The organism is Pseudomonas benzopyrenica (assembly GCF_036884265.1).
GTDB classification, from domain to species: Bacteria; Pseudomonadota; Gammaproteobacteria; order Pseudomonadales; family Pseudomonadaceae; genus Chryseomonas; species Chryseomonas benzopyrenica.
On the sequence record NZ_CP145723.1, the window covers coordinates 1,532,376 to 1,552,188 of the forward strand.

The 19,813-nt window shown below is 63.2% G+C and carries 18 protein-coding genes; 15 read left to right on the forward strand and 3 right to left on the reverse strand.

Features of this window, described 5'->3' with window-relative positions:
• Nucleotides 1-162: 162 nt before the first annotated feature.
• The 10 genes from sdhC to brnQ all read left to right on the forward strand — a co-directional run bounded on the left by sdhC (nucleotide 163) and on the right by brnQ (nucleotide 13,010).
• On the forward strand, nucleotides 163-549 hold the full coding sequence (gene sdhC, locus V6W80_RS07020; RefSeq protein ID WP_026083585.1) for a succinate dehydrogenase, cytochrome b556 subunit: 387 nt from the start codon (nucleotides 163-165) through the stop codon (nucleotides 547-549).
• Nucleotides 543-911 (forward strand): succinate dehydrogenase, hydrophobic membrane anchor protein, encoded by a 369-nt coding sequence (gene sdhD / locus V6W80_RS07025; protein ID WP_017638892.1) that lies wholly within the window; start codon nucleotides 543-545, stop codon nucleotides 909-911. Before sdhC ends, sdhD begins: the two co-directional genes overlap by 7 nt.
• 3 nt (nucleotides 912-914) lie before the next feature.
• Nucleotides 915-2,687: a succinate dehydrogenase flavoprotein subunit gene (gene sdhA / locus V6W80_RS07030; protein ID WP_026083584.1), complete on the forward strand. Its 1,773-nt coding sequence runs from the start codon at nucleotides 915-917 to the stop codon at nucleotides 2,685-2,687.
• 11 nt (nucleotides 2,688-2,698) lie between these two features.
• Entirely contained in the window at nucleotides 2,699-3,403 is a 705-nt protein-coding gene (locus V6W80_RS07035; protein ID WP_017638890.1) for a succinate dehydrogenase iron-sulfur subunit, read from the forward strand.
• Nucleotides 3,404-3,588: 185 nt separating this feature from the next.
• A complete protein-coding gene (locus V6W80_RS07040) occupies nucleotides 3,589-6,420 on the forward strand; it encodes a 2-oxoglutarate dehydrogenase E1 component (RefSeq protein ID WP_064306648.1) in 2,832 nt (943 codons plus the stop codon).
• Nucleotides 6,421-6,462: 42 nt separating this feature from the next.
• On the forward strand, nucleotides 6,463-7,683 hold the full coding sequence (gene odhB, locus V6W80_RS07045) for a 2-oxoglutarate dehydrogenase complex dihydrolipoyllysine-residue succinyltransferase (protein ID WP_064306647.1): 1,221 nt from the start codon (nucleotides 6,463-6,465) through the stop codon (nucleotides 7,681-7,683).
• An 80-nt stretch (nucleotides 7,684-7,763) separates the two neighbouring features.
• Entirely contained in the window at nucleotides 7,764-9,200 is a 1,437-nt protein-coding gene (gene lpdA, locus V6W80_RS07050; protein ID WP_017638888.1) for a dihydrolipoyl dehydrogenase, read from the forward strand.
• Between the two features lie 207 nt (nucleotides 9,201-9,407).
• A complete protein-coding gene (gene sucC, locus V6W80_RS07055; RefSeq protein ID WP_064306646.1) occupies nucleotides 9,408-10,574 on the forward strand; it encodes an ADP-forming succinate--CoA ligase subunit beta in 1,167 nt (388 codons plus the stop codon).
• Nucleotides 10,574-11,461, forward strand: a complete 888-nt coding sequence (sucD, locus tag V6W80_RS07060) for a succinate--CoA ligase subunit alpha (RefSeq protein WP_017638886.1) — start codon at nucleotides 10,574-10,576, stop codon at nucleotides 11,459-11,461. Before sucC ends, sucD begins: the two co-directional genes overlap by 1 nt.
• A 205-nt stretch (nucleotides 11,462-11,666) precedes the next feature.
• Nucleotides 11,667-13,010, forward strand: coding sequence for a branched-chain amino acid transport system II carrier protein (gene brnQ / locus V6W80_RS07065; RefSeq protein WP_257706436.1), 1,344 nt, complete (start codon nucleotides 11,667-11,669; stop codon nucleotides 13,008-13,010).
• 54 nt (nucleotides 13,011-13,064) lie between these two features.
• Here brnQ and V6W80_RS07070 read toward each other — a convergent pair whose 3' ends face one another.
• Complete coding sequence (locus V6W80_RS07070) at nucleotides 13,065-13,346, reverse strand: hypothetical protein (protein WP_007159246.1); 282 nt, start codon at nucleotides 13,344-13,346, stop codon at nucleotides 13,065-13,067.
• 200 nt (nucleotides 13,347-13,546) lie between these two features.
• Here V6W80_RS07070 and htpG point away from each other — a divergent pair, with 200 nt between their 5' ends.
• On the forward strand, nucleotides 13,547-15,451 hold the full coding sequence (gene htpG / locus V6W80_RS07075) for a molecular chaperone HtpG (RefSeq protein WP_231356486.1): 1,905 nt from the start codon (nucleotides 13,547-13,549) through the stop codon (nucleotides 15,449-15,451).
• A 55-nt stretch (nucleotides 15,452-15,506) separates the two neighbouring features.
• Nucleotides 15,507-16,244, forward strand: coding sequence for a dienelactone hydrolase family protein (locus tag V6W80_RS07080; protein ID WP_338546361.1), 738 nt, complete (start codon nucleotides 15,507-15,509; stop codon nucleotides 16,242-16,244).
• A gap of 43 nt (nucleotides 16,245-16,287) precedes the next feature.
• Here V6W80_RS07080 and V6W80_RS07085 read toward each other — a convergent pair whose 3' ends face one another.
• Together V6W80_RS07085 and V6W80_RS07090 are read right to left on the reverse strand one after the other, a co-directional pair.
• Nucleotides 16,288-16,782, reverse strand: a complete 495-nt coding sequence (locus V6W80_RS07085) for a SprT family zinc-dependent metalloprotease (protein ID WP_338546363.1) — start codon at nucleotides 16,780-16,782, stop codon at nucleotides 16,288-16,290.
• Nucleotides 16,783-16,807: 25 nt separating this feature from the next.
• Nucleotides 16,808-17,428, reverse strand: a complete 621-nt coding sequence (locus V6W80_RS07090) for a DNA-J related domain-containing protein (protein ID WP_338546365.1) — start codon at nucleotides 17,426-17,428, stop codon at nucleotides 16,808-16,810.
• A gap of 97 nt (nucleotides 17,429-17,525) precedes the next feature.
• Here V6W80_RS07090 and ttcA point away from each other — a divergent pair, with 97 nt between their 5' ends.
• The 3 genes from ttcA to V6W80_RS07105 are packed head-to-tail and all read left to right on the forward strand — an operon-like array spanning nucleotide 17,526 to nucleotide 19,782.
• Nucleotides 17,526-18,350: a tRNA 2-thiocytidine(32) synthetase TtcA gene (gene ttcA, locus V6W80_RS07095; protein ID WP_007159241.1), complete on the forward strand. Its 825-nt coding sequence runs from the start codon at nucleotides 17,526-17,528 to the stop codon at nucleotides 18,348-18,350.
• A complete protein-coding gene (locus tag V6W80_RS07100) occupies nucleotides 18,350-19,021 on the forward strand; it encodes a DNA-3-methyladenine glycosylase I (RefSeq protein ID WP_017638880.1) in 672 nt (223 codons plus the stop codon). Before ttcA ends, V6W80_RS07100 begins: the two co-directional genes overlap by 1 nt.
• Nucleotides 19,018-19,782: an SIR2 family NAD-dependent protein deacylase gene (locus V6W80_RS07105; protein WP_017638879.1), complete on the forward strand. Its 765-nt coding sequence runs from the start codon at nucleotides 19,018-19,020 to the stop codon at nucleotides 19,780-19,782. The genes V6W80_RS07100 and V6W80_RS07105 overlap by 4 nt, the downstream gene beginning before the upstream one ends.
• The last annotated feature ends 31 nt before the right edge of the window (nucleotides 19,783-19,813 follow it).

The following is a 19,813-nucleotide window of genomic DNA, read 5'->3' on the forward strand; positions in this document are numbered from 1 at the left end:
CGGGTATCCGCGTTTGTCATGAGTAGGCTAACTGTCTATAATTCTCGCCCGACCGTGCCGGGTCGGCGAGCTGATGCCGAGCGGTCGAGACGCTTTCAACAGGAAGCGTGTAGCAGATGTGGAATCTCCTATAACTAGCCCGACCGTAATTGGGCCCTCAGTGTGAAAGAAGCCGTGAATAGCAAACGACCTGTAAACCTAGATCTCAGGACCATCAAACTACCTATCACAGCTTATACCTCGATTCTTCACCGTATCTCCGGCGTCATCCTCTTCCTCGGCATCGCAGTCATGCTCTATGGCCTGCATCTGTCGTTGGGTAGCCCGGAAGGCTTCGGCCAAGTGAAAGCTTTTCTGGCCTATCCGCTGGTCAAGCTCGTGATCTGGGGTCTGCTGTCCGCATTGCTCTACCACCTGGTCGCCGGCATTCGGCACCTGATCATGGATGGTGGCGCCGGCGAAACCCTGCAGGGCGGCAAGCTGGGTGCGCAGCTCGTGCTGGTCATTTCCGCAGTTCTGATCATTCTGGCAGGGGTTTGGGTATGGTAACCAACGTCACCAATCTTTCGCGTTCCGGTCTCTACGACTGGATGGCTCAACGGGTCTCGGCAGTCGTCCTCGCGGTCTACTTCCTCTTTCTCATCGGTTTCCTGATCCTTCATCCAGGGCTCACCTTCGAGCAATGGCACGGCCTATTCTCCCACACCCTGATGCGCATCTTCAGCCTGTTGGCGCTGGTGTCCATCTGCGTTCATGCCTGGGTTGGTATGTGGACCATCTCCACCGACTACCTGACCACCATGGCAATCGGCAAGGGTGCTACCGCCGTGCGTTTTCTCTTCCAGGCGGTATGCGGGTTCGCGATGTTCGCGTTCTTCGTCTGGGGCGTGCAGATCTTCTGGGGTGTTTGATCTATGTCCACAATTCGTCATATTTCGTTTGATGCCATCATCGTAGGTGGCGGCGGCGCCGGTATGCGCGCCGCCCTGCAACTGGCCCAGTCCGGCCACAAGACCGCGGTGATCACCAAGGTTTTCCCGACCCGCTCCCATACCGTGTCCGCTCAGGGCGGCATCACCTGCGCCATCGCTTCGGCCGACCCGAACGACGACTGGCGCTGGCACATGTACGACACCGTCAAGGGGTCGGACTATATCGGTGACCAGGACGCCATCGAGTACATGTGTTCCGTGGGCCCGGAAGCGGTCTTCGAACTCGAGCACATGGGGCTGCCGTTTTCCCGTACCGAGCAGGGCCGCATCTATCAGCGTCCCTTCGGCGGTCAGTCCAAGGACTACGGCAAGGGTGGCCAGGCCGCACGTACCTGCGCCGCAGCCGACCGTACCGGTCACGCTCTGCTGCACACCCTCTATCAGGGCAACCTGAAGAACAACACGGTCTTCCTCAACGAGTGGTACGCCGTGGATCTGGTCAAGAACCAGGATGGTGTCGTGGTCGGCGTCATCGCCATCGCCATCGAAACCGGCGAGACCGTCTACGTCAAGGCCAAGGCCACCGTGCTGGCCACCGGCGGTGCGGGCCGTATCTATGCCTCCACCACCAACGCCCTGATCAACACCGGTGACGGCGTCGGCATGGCGCTGCGCGCCGGCGTGCCGGTGCAGGACATCGAGATGTGGCAGTTCCACCCCACTGGCATCGCCGGCGCTGGGGTACTGGTCACCGAGGGTTGCCGCGGTGAGGGTGGCTACCTGATCAACAAGCATGGCGAGCGCTTCATGGAGCGCTATGCGCCCAACGCCAAGGACCTGGCCGGTCGCGACGTGGTCGCCCGTTCCATGGTCAAGGAAGTGCTGGCCGGCAACGGTTGCGGTCCGGATGGCGATCACGTGCTGCTGAAGCTGGATCACCTGGGTGAAGACGTGCTGCACAGCCGTCTGCCCGGTATCTGCGAACTGTCCAAGACCTTCGCCCATGTTGATCCGGTCGTCGCACCGGTGCCCGTGATCCCCACCTGCCACTATATGATGGGCGGCATCGCCACCAACATTCATGGCCAGGCCATCACCCAGGACGCCAACGGCAACGACAAGATCATCGAAGGCCTGTTCGCCGTAGGCGAAGTGGCCTGCGTGTCCGTGCACGGGGCCAACCGTCTGGGTGGCAACTCGCTGCTGGACCTGGTGGTCTTCGGGCGTGCCGCTGGTCTGCACCTGGAGAAGGCGCTCAAGGAAGGTATCGAGCACCGCGGTGCCTCGGAAAGCGATCTGGAAGCCTCGCTGCAGCGCCTGTCCGGCGTCAACGAGCGCACCACCGGTGACGACGTCGCCACCCTGCGCAAGCAACTGCAGACCTGCATGCAGAACTACTTCGGGGTGTTCCGCACCGGCGAGTACATGCAGAAGGGCATCGCCGAGCTGGCCGACCTGCGCGAGCGCATCGCCAAGGTCAAGATCAACGACAAGAGTCAGGGCTTCAACACCGCCCGTATCGAAGCGCTCGAGTTGCAGAACCTGCTCGAAGTGGCCGAAGCGACCGCCATCGCCGCCGAGAACCGCAAGGAGTCCCGTGGTGCTCATGCCCGTGAAGACTTCGAAGAGCGCGACGACGAGAACTGGCTGTGCCACACCCTCTATTTCCCCGGTGAAAAGCGGGTCAGTAAGCGTGACGTCAACTTCGCGCCCAAGACCGTACCGATGTTCGAACCCAAGGTTCGGACTTACTAAAGGTGACCACCATGTTGAAAGTCAGCGTTTATCGTTACAACCCGGATCAGGACGGCCTGCCGTCCATGCAGGAGTTCCAGGTCGATACCGGTGGGAAGGACCTCATGGTGCTGGACGTCCTGGCTCTGATCAAAGAGCAGGATGAAGGCTTCTCCTACCGTCGTTCCTGCCGCGAAGGCGTGTGCGGCTCCGACGGTATGAACATCAACGGCAAGAACGGCCTGGCATGCATCACGCCGTTGTCGGCGGTGGTCAAGAACGGCAAGCTGGTCGTGCGTCCGCTGCCTGGCCTGCCGGTCATTCGTGACCTGGTCGTCGACATGAGCATCTTCTACAAGCAGTACGAGAAGGTGAAGCCGTTCCTGCAGAACGAGACCCCGGCACCGGCCATCGAGCGCCTGCAGAGCCCGGAAGACCGCGAGAAGATCGATGGTCTGTACGAGTGCATTCTGTGCGCCTGCTGCTCGACGTCCTGCCCGTCCTTCTGGTGGAATCCCGACAAGTTCCTCGGCCCCGCTGCGCTGCTGCAGGCCTATCGTTTCCTGGCCGACAGTCGCGACACCAAGACCCAGGAGCGTCTGGCCGCCATGGACGATCCGTTCAGCGTGTTCCGCTGCCGTTCGATCATGAACTGCGTAGCGGTCTGTCCCAAGGGGCTGAACCCGACCAAGGCCATTGGCCATGTGCGGGCGATGCTGCTGCAGAGCGGTACCTGATCCACGTCCCGCCCGGCCAGTTGTGCCGGGCGGGTTCGTTAGCGACCTTGATAGCTTGATTCAACCAATGTCCATTCAGGGATACCCGGAACCGCATCCGGGCATTGGCGCAGTCGTAGTGAGGCCAGGTCTCGCGTCGAGGCTGGTCATCGGCTGATGCTATCTCTGCCGAAGGGGTGAACTAGATGCACGAAAGTCAGATGCAGCAACTGTGGGACAGCGCTCACCTGTCCGGCAGTAATGCTGCCTATGTGGAAGAGCTCTATGAGCTGTTTCTGCACGATGCTAACGCTGTGCCGGAAGAATGGCGCACCTACTTCCAAAAGCTGCCCGCGGTCACTGGCAATTCGCCGGACGTCGCGCATTCCGCGATCCGCGACCATTTCGTGCTGCTGGGCAAGAATCAGCGGCGAGCTCAGCCGGTCTCGGCCGGTACCGTCAGTTCCGAACACGAGAAGAAGCAGGTCGAAGTCCTGCGTCTGATCCAGGCATACCGTCTGCAGGGTCATCAGGCTGCCCAACTCGACCCCTTGGGTCTGTGGCAGCGTCAGCCGCCTGCCGATCTGCTGCTCAACCACTATGGGTTGACCGACGCCGATCTGGATACCACCTTCCGTACCGGTGAATTGTTCATCGGCAAAGAGGAAGCAACTCTCCGCGAAATCAGGGATGCGCTGCAAGAGACATATTGCCGCACGGTCGGTGCGGAGTTCATGCACATCGTCGATTCCGAGGAGCGCCGCTGGTTCCTGCAGCGCCTGGAAAGCGTCCGTGGCCGCCCGCAGTATTCGCCGGAAGTCCGTACCCATCTGCTGGAGCGCCTGACCGCCGCCGAGGGTCTGGAGAAGTACCTGGGCACGAAGTACCCGGGCACCAAGAGATTCGGCCTGGAAGGCGGCGAGAGCCTGATTCCGCTGATCGACGAGATCATCCAGCGTTCCGGCTCCTATGGGGTCAAGGAACTGGTGATCGGCATGGCCCACCGTGGCCGCCTGAACGTGCTGGTCAACACCCTGGGCAAGAACCCGCGCGACCTGTTCGACGAGTTCGAAGGCAAGAAGCTGGTCGAGCTGGGCTCCGGTGACGTCAAGTATCACCAGGGCTTCTCCTCCAACGTCATGACCCAGGGCGGCGAAGTCCACCTGGCGCTGGCGTTCAATCCCTCGCACCTGGAGATCGTCTCTCCGGTGGTGGAAGGTTCGGTACGCGCGCGCCAGGATCGCCGCGGCGATCGCTCCGGTGACAAGGTCGTGCCCGTGGCCATCCACGGCGACGCCGCCTTCGCCGGCCAGGGCGTGGTCATGGAAACCTTCCAGATGTCGCAGACCCGGGCCTACAAGACCGGCGGCACCCTGCACCTGGTGATCAACAACCAGGTGGGCTTCACCACCAACCGCCAGGAGGACGCGCGCTCCACCGAGTACGCCACCGACGTCGCCAAGATGATCCAGGCGCCGATCTTCCATGTGAACGGCGACGATCCCGAGGCGGTGCTGTTCGTCACCCAGCTGGCGGTCGACTACCGCATGCAGTTCAAGCGGGACATCGTCATCGACCTGGTGTGCTACCGCCGTCGCGGCCACAACGAGGCCGACGAGCCGAGCGGCACCCAGCCGTTGATGTACCAGCAGATCGCCAAGCAGCGCACCACCCGCGATCTCTATGCGGATGCCCTGACCCAGGCCGGCGTCGTCACTGCCGAGCAGGTCCAGGCACAGTTCGAAGCCTATCGCGGCGCCCTCGACGAGGGCCGTCACGTCGTGGCCAGCCTGGTCAAGGAGCCCAATCGCGACCTGTTCGTCGACTGGAAACCCTACCTCGGCCATGCCTGGACCGCCCGGCACGACACCGGCTTCGACCTCAAGACCCTGCAGGACCTGGCCAACAAGCTGCTGCAGGTTCCGGAAGGCGTCGTGGTCCAGCGTCAGGTCGGCAAGATCCTCGAGGATCGCCAGAAGATGACCGCCGGCGGTCTGCCCCTGAACTGGGGCTTCGCCGAGACCATGGCCTACGCCACCCTGTTGCACGAAGGCCATCCGATCCGCATCACCGGTCAGGATGTCGGCCGTGGCACCTTCTCGCACCGTCACGCGGTGCTGCACAACCAGAAGGACGCCGTACCCTACGTGCCCCTGCAGCACCTGGCCGAGAATCAGCCGTCGTTCGAGATCTACGACTCCTTCCTGTCCGAGGAAGCGGTACTGGGCTTCGAATACGGCTACGCCACCACCACGCCCAATGCGCTGGTGGTCTGGGAAGCCCAGTTCGGTGACTTCGCCAACGGTGCCCAGGTCGTCATCGACCAGTTCATCACCAGCGGCGAGATCAAGTGGGGTCGTCTCTGCGGCCTGACCATGCTGTTGCCCCATGGCTACGAAGGCCAGGGCCCGGAGCACTCCTCGGCACGCCTGGAGCGTTATCTGCAACTGTGCGCCGAGCAGAACATCCAGGTCTGTGTACCCACCACGCCGGCGCAGATCTACCATCTGTTGCGTCGCCAGGTGATCCGCCCGCTGCGCAAGCCGCTGGTGGTGCTCACGCCCAAGTCGCTGCTGCGCCACAAGCTGGCCATCTCGACCCTGGAAGACCTGGCCCATGGCTCCTTCCAGACCGTGATCAACGAACTGGATCAGATCGATGCCCAGCAGGTGAAGCGCCTGGTGCTGTGCAGCGGCAAGGTCTACTACGACCTGCTGGAAAAGCGCCGCAGCGAGAATCGCCAGGACATCGCCATCGTGCGTCTGGAGCAGCTCTACCCGTTCCCGGAAGACGATCTGGCCGACGTACTGGCCGGCTATCCGAACCTCGAGCGCGTGGTCTGGTGCCAGGAAGAGCCGATGAACCAGGGCGCCTGGTACTGCAGCCAGCATCACATGCGCCGCGCCGTGTCCGGTTACAAGCAGGGCCTGGGTCTGGAATACGCCGGTCGCGATGCGTCCGCCGCGCCGGCCTGCGGCTATGCCTCCATGCACGCCGAGCAGCAGGAAAAACTGCTGCACGATGCTTTCTCCGTTTGATTCGCCACGCGACTACTAGAGATCACTAAGGAAATTCATAGAATGGCTATCGAGATCAAAGCCCCTACCTTCCCGGAATCGGTCGCTGACGGCACCGTCGCCACCTGGCACAAGAAGCCCGGCGAAGCGGTCAAGCGTGACGAACTGCTGGTCGACATCGAAACCGACAAGGTCGTGCTGGAAGTCGTGGCACCGGCCGATGGCGTCCTGGCCGAAATCCTGAAGAACGAAGGCGATACCGTGCTGAGCGAAGAAGTCATCGCTCGCGTGGAGGAGGGCGCCACTGCCGCCGCCGCTCCGGCTGCCCAGCCGGCTGCCGCCAGTGCTCCGGCCGCCGCACCGGCCGCCGGTGGTGAAGAGGATCCGATCCTGGCGCCCGCCGCGCGCAAGATCGCCGAAGAGAACGGCATCGACCCGGCTACCCTGGTCGGCACCGGCAAGGGTGGTCGCATCACCAAGGAAGACGCCGTCGCCGCTGTCGAAGCCAAGAAGTCCGGCGCTGCCGCTCCGGCTGCCAAGCCCGCTGCCGCCGCCGCTCCGGTGGTGACCGCCGCTGGCGACCGCACCGAGAAGCGCGTGCCCATGACCCGCCTGCGCGCCAAGGTCGCCGAGCGCCTGGTTGAAGCCCAGTCCAGCATGGCCATGCTGACGACCTTCAACGAGGTCAACATGAAGCCGATCATGGACCTGCGCTCCAAGTACAAGGACATGTTCGAGAAGAAGCACAACGGCGTGCGCCTGGGCTTCATGTCCTTCTTCGTCAAGGCCGCCACCGAGGCGCTCAAGCGTCAGCCGGGCGTCAATGCCTCCATCGACGGCAACGACATCGTCTACCACGGCTACCAGGACATCGGCGTGGCCGTGTCCAGCGACCGTGGCCTGGTGGTGCCGGTGCTGCGTAACGCCGAGTTCATGAGCCTGGCGGAAGTGGAAGGCACCATCGCCGACTTCGGCAAGAAGGCTAAGGCCGGCAAGCTGACCATGGAAGACATGCAGGGTGGTACCTTCACCATCTCCAACGGTGGTGTCTTCGGTTCGCTGCTGTCCACTCCCATCGTCAACCCGCCGCAGACCGCGATCCTGGGCATGCACAAGATCCAGGAACGTCCGATGGCGGTGAACGGCCAGGTGGTGATCCTGCCGATGATGTATCTTGCGCTGTCCTACGACCATCGCCTGATCGATGGCAAGGAAGCCGTGACCTTCCTGGTCACCATGAAGGACCTGCTGGAAGACCCGGCTCGTCTGCTGCTGGACATCTGATCCGGCTCTCGCGGTGCGGGGCAGGGGCCACGCACCGCTTCAAGTTTTCCTGCCTGAAGCTGCTCCAAGGGGATTAGTGTATGAGCGACAAATTCGACGTAGTGGTGATCGGCGCCGGCCCTGGTGGCTACGTGGCCGCCATCCGCGCCGCGCAGCTTGGCCTGAAGACGGCCTGTGTCGAGCGCTACAAGGGCAAGGAAGGCAAGGTCGCCCTGGGCGGCACCTGCCTGAACGTGGGCTGCATTCCCTCCAAGGCGCTGCTGGACAGCTCCTACAAGTACCACGAAGCCCACGAGGGCTTTAAGGTTCACGGCATCGACGCGCCGAACGTCACCATCGACGTGCCCACCATGATCGGCCGCAAGGACCAGATCGTGAAGAACCTCACCGGCGGCGTGGCCACCCTGTTCAAGGCCAACGGCGTGACCCTGCTGGAAGGCAACGGCAAGCTGCTGTCCGGTAAGAAGGTTGAAGTCACCGGTCTGGACGGCAACGTCCAGGTCGTCGAGGCCGAAAACGTCATCCTGGCGTCCGGCTCGCGTCCCATCGACATCCCGCCGGCTCCGGTGGACCAGAAGGTCATCGTCGATTCCACCGGCGCCCTGGAATTCCAGAGCGTGCCCAAGCGTCTGGGCGTGATCGGTGCCGGCGTCATCGGCCTGGAGCTGGGTTCGGTCTGGGCCCGCCTGGGTGCCGAAGTCACCGTGCTGGAGGCCCTGGACAAGTTCCTGGTCGCCGCCGATGAGCAGGTGTCCAAGGAAGCCTACAAGATCCTCTCCAAGCAGGGTCTGAACATCCGCATGGGTGCTCGTGTGACCGGCTCGCAGGTCAATGGCGAAGAAGTCACCGTCAACTACACCGAAGCCGGTGAAGAAAAGCAGATCACCTTCGATCGCCTGATCGTTGCCGTGGGCCGTCGTCCGGTGACCACCGACCTGCTGGCGTCCGACAGCGGCGTGGAAAGCGACGAGCGTGGCTACATCTACGTCGACGACCACTGCGCCACCAGTGTGCCGGGCGTGTTCGCCATCGGCGACTGCGTGCGCGGTCTGATGCTGGCCCACAAGGCCTCGGAAGAGGGCGTGATGGTCGCCGAGCGCATCGCTGGTCACAAGGCCCAGATGAACTATGATCTGGTCCCCTCGGTGATCTACACCCACCCGGAAATCGCGTGGGTCGGCAAGACCGAGCAGGCCCTGAAGGCCGAAGGCGTCGAAGTCAATGTCGGCACCTTCCCCTTCGCGGTCAGCGGTCGTGCCCTGGCGGCCAATGACACCGCCGGTTTCGTCAAGGTCGTGGCCGATGCCAAGACCGATCGCGTCCTGGGCGTCCATGTGGTCGGCCCGAGCGCGGCGGAGCTGGTGCAGCAAGGCGCCATCGCCATGGAATTCGGCACCAGCGCCGAAGACCTGGGCATGATGGTGTTCTCGCACCCGACGCTGTCCGAGGCGCTGCACGAAGCGGCCCTGGCGGTGAACGGTCATGCGATCCACGCAGTGAATCGCAAGAAGCGGTAAGAGATTTACGGAACCACGGGGTCGCCGACCGCCGTGGAGCCTCAGGGCTCCACCGCAGGAAGGCGCCTCGGACTCTTGTGAGTGGGGTGTGAGACACCCCACTAGGGCAGGGGTCACAGGTGGCGCGGTGCCCGCGACCGTCCGGAGGACGGCTCGGAGAACGCACAGCGTCGAATGCGCAATACCCAACGAAGACGGTAGACAAGCATGAATCTCCACGAGTATCAGGGTAAGCAGCTGTTCGCTGAATACGGCCTGCCCGTTTCCAAAGGCTACGCTGTCGACACCCCCCAGGAGGCCTACGAGGCTTGCGGCCGTATCGGCGGCGACGAGTGGGTCGTCAAGGCCCAGGTACACGCCGGTGGCCGTGGTAAGGCTGGTGGTGTGAAGCTGGTCAAGAGCAAGGAAGAAGCCAAGGAATTCGCCGCCAAGTGGCTGGGCCAGCGTCTGGTGACCTACCAGACCGACGCCAATGGTCAGCCGGTCACCAAGATCCTGGTTGAATCCTGCACCGACATCGATCAGGAGCTCTATCTGGGCGCCGTGGTCGATCGTTCCAGCCGCCGTATCGTGTTCATGGCGTCCACCGAAGGTGGCGTGGACATCGAGAAGGTCGCTCACGACACTCCGGAAAAGATTCTCAAGGCCACCATCGATCCGCTGGTGGGCGCTCAGCCTTACCAGGGTCGCGACCTGGCGTTCCAGCTGGGCCTGAAAGGTGACCAGATCAAGCAGTTCACCCAGATCTTCGTCGGTCTGGCCAAGCTGTTCCAGGACTACGACCTGGCGCTGCTGGAAGTGAACCCGCTGGTGATCAAGAAGGACGGCAACCTGCACTGCCTGGATGCCAAGATCAACATCGACAGCAACGCCATCTACCGTCAGCCCAAGCTGCGTGCCTTCCACGACCCGTCGCAGGACGACGCCCGTGAAGCCCATGCGCAGAAGTGGGAACTGAACTACGTGGCCCTGGAAGGCAGCATCGGCTGCATGGTCAACGGTGCCGGTCTGGCCATGGGTACCATGGACATCGTCAACCTGCACGGCGGCAAGCCGGCCAACTTCCTGGACGTGGGCGGCGGCGCGACCAAAGAGCGCGTGACCGAAGCCTTCAAGATCATCCTGTCCGACAGCAACGTGAAGGCCGTTCTGGTCAACATCTTCGGCGGCATCGTGCGCTGCGACATGATCGCCGAAGGCATCATCGGTGCCGTTAAAGAAGTTGGCGTGAAGGTGCCGGTCGTGGTTCGCCTGGAAGGCAACAACGCCGAACTCGGTGCCAAGGTCCTGGCCGAAAGCGGCCTGAACATCATCGCGGCAACCAGCCTGACCGACGCTGCCCAGCAGGTCGTCAAGGCCGCGGAGGGTAAGTAATGAGCGTCCTGATCAACAAAGACACCAAGGTCATCTGCCAGGGCTTCACCGGTAGCCAGGGTACCTTCCACTCCGAACAGGCCATCGCCTACGGCACCCAGATGGTGGGCGGCGTGACCCCCGGCAAGGGCGGTTCCACCCACCTCGGTCTGCCGGTGTTCAACACCGTGCGCGAGGCGGTGGAAGCCACTGGCGCCGATGCTTCGGTGATCTACGTGCCGGCTCCCTTCTGCAAGGACTCCATCCTGGAAGCGGCCTTCGGCGGCATCAAGCTGATCGTCTGCATCACCGAGGGTATCCCCACCCTCGACATGCTGGATGCCAAGGTGAAGTGCGACGAACTGGGCGTGCGCCTGATCGGTCCGAACTGCCCCGGCGTCATCACCCCCGGCGAGTGCAAGATCGGCATCATGCCCGGTCACATTCACCTGCCGGGCAAGGTCGGTATCGTGTCGCGTTCCGGCACCCTGACCTATGAAGCCGTGAAGCAGACCACCGACGCCGGCTTCGGCCAGTCCACCTGCGTGGGCATCGGCGGCGATCCCATCCCGGGTTCGAACTTCATCGATATCCTGAAGCTGTTCCAGGAAGATCCGCAGACCGAAGCCATCGTGATGATCGGCGAGATCGGCGGCAGCGCTGAAGAAGAAGCCGCGGCCTACATCAAGGCCAACGTGACCAAGCCGGTGGTGTCCTACATCGCCGGCGTCACCGCTCCGCCCGGCAAGCGCATGGGCCACGCTGGCGCCATCATTTCCGGTGGCAAGGGCACGGCGGACGAGAAGTTCGCCGCCCTGCAGGACGCCGGTGTGAAGACCGTGCGGTCCCTGGCCGACATCGGCAAGGCCTTGGCCGAGCTGACCGGTTGGGAAGTCAAGCAGGCCTGAGCCTGACTGACTGTAGAAAAGGCCGCCTCCGGGCGGCCTTTTTCATGGGCGCGCTCATGACGCCTCATCAGCTGCCGGCTGCCTTTTCGCCAGTAATTCGTTAGGATGGCAACCTTCCGCTCCAACGGCCACGCCGTGGCCCCGCCAAGACCTGCTCCCATGAGGGCGGGCTGCCTCGTTTTCCTCATTGCTGGTACTGCCTTCCATGAAAGCTTTGCAAAGCCGGGATGTCCTGGCCCTTGGATTCATGACGTTCGCGTTGTTCGTCGGCGCGGGCAACATCATCTTTCCCCCGATCGTCGGTCTGCAGGCGGGCGAGCACGTCTGGAGCGCCGCCCTGGGCTTCCTGCTGACCGCCGTCGGCCTGCCGGTGCTGACGCTGATCGCCCTGGCGCGGGTCGGCGGTGGCATGGATGCCCTGAGCAAGCCGCTCGGCCAGACGGCCGCCCGCACCCTGGCCATCGTCTGCTACCTGTCGGTGGGGCCGCTGTTCGCTACGCCGCGCACCGCCACGGTGTCCTTCGAGGTCGGCGTCGCGCCGCTGCTGGGCAACGGACCCATACCGCTGTTCCTCTACAGCCTGGCCTACTTCCTGGTGGTGCTGGTGGTCTCGCTCTATCCGGGACGCCTGCTCGACACCGTGGGACGCTTTCTTGGTCCGCTGAAGATCCTGGCGCTGGCAGTGCTGGGTGGTGCGGCGCTGTTCTGGCCAGCCGGCGGTCCTGCCACGGCAGCGCCGGACTATGCTTCGCGGGCGCTGTCCCAGGGCTTCGTCAACGGCTACCTGACCATGGATACCCTGGGCGCCCTGGTGTTCGGTATCGTCATCGTCAACGCCATTCGCGCCCGGGGCGTGACGGCGCCGCAATTGCTGACGCGCTATACCATCATCGCCGGCCTGATCGCCGGGGCAGGGCTGGTGCTGGTCTACCTGAGCCTGTTCCAGCTCGGCGCCGGCAGCGGGTCACTGGTGCCCCACGCCAGCAATGGCGCCGAGGTCCTGCATGCCTATGTGCAGCACACCTTCGGCAGTGTCGGCAGCGACTTTCTCGCGGTGCTGATTACCCTGGCCTGTCTGGTCACGGCGGTGGGGCTGACCTGCGCGTGCGCGGAATTCTTCAGTGAATTCCTGCCCTTCAGCTATCGCAGCCTGGTGGTTCTGCTGGCGGCCTTCTCGCTGCTGGTGTCCAACCTGGGGCTGACCCAGCTGATCCAGATTTCGGTGCCCATCCTGACCGCCATCTATCCGCCCTGCATCGCGCTGGTGGTGCTGAGCTTCTTCACCGCCCGCTGGGCGGCGCCCGGGCGCATTCTCGGTCCGGTGCTGCTGGTCGCCCTGGCCTTCGGCATCCTCGACGGCCTGCAGGCTGCGCACCTGAGCGTGCCCTATTTGAGCGAGGCCGTGCAGTGGTTGCCGCTGGCCGACTCGGGTCTGGGCTGGCTGTTGCCGGCCGTGGTGGTGGGCCTGGTCGCGCTGGTGCTGGAAAGCCTGAGGCGTGGCGGGCATGCCCAAGCGGACGAGGCCGAGCCGGATCCTTCGCGCTCCTGAATCAGCGCCCACAAAAAAGCCCGCAGCAGCGGGCTTTTTTCTTATCCGATCAGCTTACGGCTTGGGCTGGGTAGCCGGCGCGTTGCCGTTGGCGGTGCCGGTAGCCGGGCTGACCGAGGTGGCTTCGCCTTTGGATTGCTCCTTGGCGGCCTCGTTGGCAGCTTCGTTACGCTGCTCGGCAGCCTTGTTGCTCTGCTCGGCGGCTTTGTTCAGGTTTTCCTGAGCTTTCTGTTCGGTCTTGGCAGCATCCTGAGCCTTGTTTTCGGAAGGCTTGTCACAGGCAGCGAGGCCGAAGGCGGCAGTGAAGAGCAGGGCGATGGCGAAGGGCTTTTTCATGTGTTTTCTCCTTATGAACTACACGACAGCCGTTCGAGCGCACCGTTAAAAGTTAAGTTCCGCGTCTAGCTCAGGCATCGCGCAAATTCCTACCTGCATCGCGAACCGAGCGCGCCAAGGTTGAAATGTCTCCGGGCGCCCCCATCTCGGCGACATCGCCAGGCATCTGGTGCGTTCCTATCGATAGCGGAGTTCGTAGCATGAGTGTGGAGACTCAAAAGGAAACCCTAGGCTTCCAGACCGAAGTGAAGCAGCTGCTTCACCTGATGATTCACTCGCTGTATTCCAACAAGGAAATCTTCCTGCGCGAATTGATTTCCAACGCCTCCGACGCGGCCGACAAGCTCAGATTCGAGGCCTTGTCCAAGCCCGAACTGCTCGAAGGCGGGGATACGCTGAAGATTCGCCTGAGCTTCGACAAGGAGGCGGGCACGGTCACCCTCGAAGACAACGGTATCGGCATGAGCCGCGAAGAGGTGATCGCCCACCTCGGCACCATCGCCAAGTCCGGCACCGCCGACTTCCTGAAGAACCTCAGCGGTGACCAGAAGAAGGATTCCAACCTCATCGGTCAATTCGGCGTGGGCTTCTATTCGGCCTTCATCGTCGCCGACCAGGTGGATGTCTATACCCGCCGTGCCGGCCAGCCCGCCGCCGAGGGCGTGCACTGGTCGTCCAAGGGGGAAGGGGAGTTCGAGGTCGCGAACTTCGACAAGCCCGAGCGCGGTACCCGTATCGTGCTGCACCTCAAGCCCGAGGAAACCGAATTCGCCGATGGCTGGCGCCTGCGCAACGTGGTCAAGAAATACTCCGACCACATCGGCCTGCCCATCGAGCTGCCCAAGGAGCAGCAGGGTGGCGAAGACGAGCAGCCGACCGCCGCCGAGTGGGAAACCGTCAACCGTGCCAGCGCGCTCTGGACCCGTCCGCGTACCGAACTCAAGGACGAGGACTACCAGGAGTTCTACAAGCACGTCGGCCATGACTTCGAGAATCCCCTGACCTGGAGCCACAACAAGGTCGAGGGCAAGCTCGAATACACCTCGCTGCTATACGTGCCGGCCCGTGCGCCCTTCGATCTCTACCAGCGTGAAGCGCCCAAGGGTCTCAAGCTCTATGTGCAGCGCGTCTTCATCATGGACCAGGCCGACCAGTTCCTGCCGCTGTACCTGAGATTCATCAAGGGTGTGGTGGATTCCAACGACCTGTCGCTGAACGTCTCCCGCGAGATCCTGCAGAAGGATCCGGTGATCGACTCCATGAAGTCGGCGCTGACCAAGCGTGTGCTGGACATGCTGGAGAAGCTGGCCAAGAGCGAACCGGAAAAGTACCAGTCGTTCTGGGGGCACTTCGGTCAGGTGCTCAAGGAAGGTCCGGCGGAAGACTTCGCCAACCGCGAGAAGATCGCCGGTCTGCTGCGCTTCGCCTCGACCCACAACGGCGATGACGCTCAGAATGTGTCCCTGGCCGACTACATCGGCCGCATGAAGGAAGGTCAAGACAAGATCTACTACCTGACTGGCGAGAGCCACGCCCAGATCAAGAACAGCCCGCACCTGGAAGTCTTCCGTAAGAAGGGTGTCGAGGTGCTGCTGCTGACCGATCGCATTGACGAGTGGCTGATGAGCTACCTCACCGAATTCGACGGCAAGCACTTCGTCGACGTCGCTCGTGGCGATCTCGACCTCGGCAAGCTGGACAGCGAAGAAGACAAGCAGGCTCAGGAAGAGGTCGCCAAGACCAAGGAAGGCCTGGTCGAGCGCCTCAAGCAGGCCCTGGACGCCCAGGTCAGCGAAGTCCGCGTTTCCCATCGTCTGACCGATTCGCCGGCGATCCTGGCCATCGGTGAGCAGGACCTGGGTCTGCAGATGCGCCGGATCCTGGAAGCCAGCGGCCAGAAGGCGCCGGATTCCAAGCCGATCTTCGAGATCAATCCGCAGCACCCGCTGATCGAGAAACTCGATGGCGAGCCCGATGAGGACCGCTTCGCCGACCTATCGCACATCCTGTTCGATCAGGCTGCACTGGCCGCGGGCGATAGCCTCAAGGATCCCGCCGCCTATGTCCGCCGGTTAAACAAACTGCTGGTGGAATTGTCCGCTTAAAGATAGAGAAGCCCGCCTCGGCGGGCTTCTTTCTATCCACCCTTTGGAGGACCCCATGGTCGATGTCACTGTAAAACCCGTTGCCTACGAAATCGATGGTGAACCGTTCGAGAGCCAGCTGGTGTACGCCACCAGCGGTAATCCGACCCGTCCGGGCGTATTGTTTGCACCCAACTGGATGGGGGTGTCCCATGGCGCCGTCGAGCAGGCCCAGGCGCTGGCCGAGGCCGACGGCCTGGCTTACCTGGTAGTGGATTTCTACGGTCGCAATGTGCGTCCGCAGAACGCCGACGAGGCCCTGGCGGCCATGACGCCGATCCGCGGCGATCGCGCCCTGCTGCGCCAGCGCATGCAGGCAGCCTATGCGGCCCTGGTCGCCCAGGCCGAGACGGCGGCGGTGGACGTCCACCAGATCGCCGCCATCGGCTTCTGTTTTGGCGGCTGCGTGGCTCTGGAACTGGCGCGCGACGGGGCCCCGCTGAGCGCCGTGGTGACCTTCCACGCCAATCTGGATACGCCCAGCCCGGCCGATGCGGCGCGTATCACCGGTCCGGTGCTGGTGCTGCACGGTGCCGCCGATCCAATGGTGCCGGACGAGCAGCTCGCTGGCTTCCGCAAGGAAATGGATGCCGCCCAGGTGGATTGGCAGTTGCTGAGCTATGGCGGCGCGGTGCATTCCTTCACCGATCCCGAAGCCAACAATCCGGGCAAGCAGCAGTACCACCCGGTTGTGGCCAAGCGCGCCTTCCTGGCGATGCACAACCTGTTCGACGAAGTCTTTGCCCAGGGCTGAGTGCTTTCCCTGCCTGCCGGTACCCGGAACGGATCTGGCAGGCTCAGCCGCTGATCACTTCGTCGGTGAAGGCCAGCGGTCCACGGCAGCGTCGGCAGAGATAGCGCCGTCCCTTGCGTACCAGGGCGTGCCGCTGGGCGGTGAACTCGAAGCGACCATCCGGGCAATTGCAGCGATACAGATAGAGCGTTCGGGCGCGCTGTGGCAGCTCATAGGTATGGCAGCGATCCGGCGGCAGCCCATAGACGCCCCGCATGATCAGCTGCCACTCCTCGCCATGGGGCCTGATATGGCCACCGAACAGCTGATGCGCCACCAGATGCGCCACCTCGTGAGCGACGGTCTGTTCGAGAAAGTGGACGGTATTTTCCTGATAGAGCTGCTTATTGAATCTCAGCCGATTCTCGGTGAGATGGGCAACGCCTGCGCGCTGGCCACGCAAGGCCAGGCTGACGTCGGGACGGGGAAAGCGGCGTTTGAAGAAGGCCTCGGCCTGGCGATAGCAGTCTTCGACCCGGTCTTTGAGTGGTTCAGACATGGGCAACCTCTGGGGAACCGGGCAATTATGCCGAAGCTCGTGCCTGCGCCCTAGCGTCCGCGGTCGGCTGGTGACCGTAGTGCCGCCGCAGCGTATCCATGGCCGCGTTGATGGCTTGTAGCCGGCCGGTGCTGCCGCCGTGATCGGGATGATGACGGCTGGCGAGCTGGCGATAGCGGCGACGGATCTGGCCGTAGTCGGCCGAGCGATCCAGGCCTAGCAGACGCAGGGCTTCCAGCAGTTCCGACTCGCCATTGACCAGCGCCCAGAAGTGATTGAGCAGATCGGCCACGTCTTCCGGGGTGGTGGTTTCGAGCTGGGTGAGATCCAGGTAGTAGGCGCGCAACGGATCGGCTACCACCAGCCCGGCACGGGCGCGCAGGTAGGGCCGCAGTTCGATGCGCAGGGCGCTGATGAAGAGTTCGGCGCGCTGTTCGGCGCGCAGTTGGTCACGCAGGCGGTAGAGCGCGTTGAAGACGCGAAAGTGCAGGCGGAAGAGTTCGTAGTTGTCGGTCACCGGGCGCGGGGGCACCAGGGGCGACCCCGCCCGACGCAAGGCCTGCAGCAACTCGTATTCCGACAGGCCGGACTTGGCCCGGAGCAGTTCCTGATGGAGCGCCGTCATGAGCGCCTGGGTCTCGCTCATGGCTGCCGGTCGCTGCGGACTGACGTTCGGGGTAGGGCGGCGGACGCTTTGCGCGTAAAATGCCGGCCTTTCGTTTTTTCCTTTCGCGGATTCATCCATGGGCACCCTTTCGGTCAACCAGAACAAGCTGCAGAAACGCCTGCGCCGTCTTACCGGCGAAGCCATCGCCGACTACAACATGATCGAGGACGGCGACAAGGTCATGGTCTGCCTGTCCGGCGGCAAGGACAGCTACACCCTGCTCGATATGCTGCTCTATCTGCAGAAGGTCGCGCCGATTCGCTTCGAGATCGTGGCGGTCAACCTCGACCAGAAGCAGCCGGGCTTTCCTGAGCACGTTTTACCTCAGTACCTGAAGGAACTGGGAGTCGAGTACCACATTCTGGAACGTGATACCTATTCCGTGGTGAAGGAAAAGATCCCCGAGGGCAAGACCACCTGCTCGCTGTGCTCGCGCCTGCGGCGGGGCATCCTCTATACCTTCGCCGACGAGATCGGTGCGACCAAGATGGCGCTGGGCCATCATCGCGACGACATGGTAGAAACCTTCTTCCTCAATTTGTTCCACGGCGGCACGCTCAAGGCCATGCCCCCCAAGCTGCGGGCCGATGACGGCCGCAACGTGGTGATCCGCCCGCTGGCCTATTGCAACGAAAAGGACATCGAAGCCTACGCGGTCCTGCGCGAATTCCCCATCATTCCCTGCAACCTCTGTGGCTCCCAGGAAAACCTGCAGCGCAAGGTGGTCAAGGAGATGCTGCTGGAGTGGGAGCGCAAGACGCCGGGGCGGACCGAGATCATGTTCCGTGCCCTGCAGAACGTGGTGCCGTCGCAATTGGCGGATCGCGAGCTGTTCGACTTCGCCAGTCTCAAGATCGATGACAGCGCGACGCCGCGCTTCGTCCAGGTGATGAATCTCTGATGCGGGATTACGCCTGGCTGCTCGAATACGCTCTCAACCGCTGCGGCTCCCGCGCGGCCCTGGAGGCGCGGCTGCCGCAACCGGTGGACGCCGCGACCCTGAGGTCCGTGGGCGATGACCGCTATCTGTCGCTGCTGACTCGCCGCATCTTTCGCGCCGGGCTCAAGCACAGCCTGGTGGATGCCAAGTGGCCGGCCTTCGAGGAGGTCTTCTTCGGCTTCGATCCGGAGAAGGTGGTGCTCATGGGCGGCGAACGCCTGGAGCGGTTGATGCAGGATGCGCGGCTGATCCGCCACCTGGGCAAGCTGCGTAGCGTGCCCATCAACGCCCAGATGGTGCTCGATTTCCAGCGCAGCCACGGCAGCTTCGGCCAGTTGCTGGCCGATTGGCCGGGGCAGGACATTGTCGGCCTGTGGGAGCTGCTGACCAAGCGTGGCAATCAGTTGGGTGGCCTGTCGGCGCAGCGCTTCCTGCGCATGGCCGGCAAGGACACCTTCCTGGCGACCGACGACGTGGTAACGGCCCTCAAGGCGCAGAACATCCTCGACAAGGCGCCCACCGCCAAGCGCGATCGGCAGAAGATGCAAGAGGCCTTCAACCTCTGGCAGGAACAGAGCGGGCGTCCGCTCTGCCAGCTGTCGGTGATGCTGGCTCTGACGGTGAATCATTGACTGACGCCCTGGCACGCGCCCGGGGTCTGCTCGCGCGGGCCGGGCGGGTGCTGTTCATCACCGGGGCAGGGCTGTCCGCCGACTCGGGCTTGCCGACCTATCGTGGCCTGGGTGGGCTGTACAACGGCCTTACCGAAGAGGGCGTTCCCATCGAGGCGGCGCTGTCGGGCAGCATGTTGCGGCAGCGTCCCGACGTCTGCTGGCGCTACCTGGCTCAACTCGGAAAGGCCTGCGCCGCGGCGGTGCCCAATGCGGCGCACCGGGCGATTGCCGCTTTCGGCGTGCGTCACCCTGGCAGCTGGGTGCTGACCCAGAACATCGACGGCTTTCATCGACAGTCGGGATTTCCAGCGGAGCGTTTGATCGAGATCCATGGGCAACTCGAACCGCTGGCCTGCATGAGGTGTGGCCAGGCAGTAGCGGATGCCCAGGCCTGTCTGGCAGGTCCGTTGCCACCGCGCTGTCACTCTTGCGGCGGGATCCTGCGGCCACCCGTGGTCCTGTTCGAGGAAGCCCTGCCGATCACCGAACTGCAGCGTCTGCAGGATGCAGCGGAGGAGGGCTTTGATCTGGTGATCGCCGTCGGCACCACGGCGGCCTTCGGCTATATCCAGGCGCCGATCGGGCAGACCCTGGCGCAGGGTGGTGACCTCATCGAGATCAATCCGGACCGTTCGTCGCTGAGTGGCTTGGCGACCGTTCAACTCAAAAAAAGGGCCGTAGACGTCCTTCCTCGGCTTTTAAGTCACATCGAGGGCTAAAAAAACTTGCCATCTGTGATCCAGGTCGGCA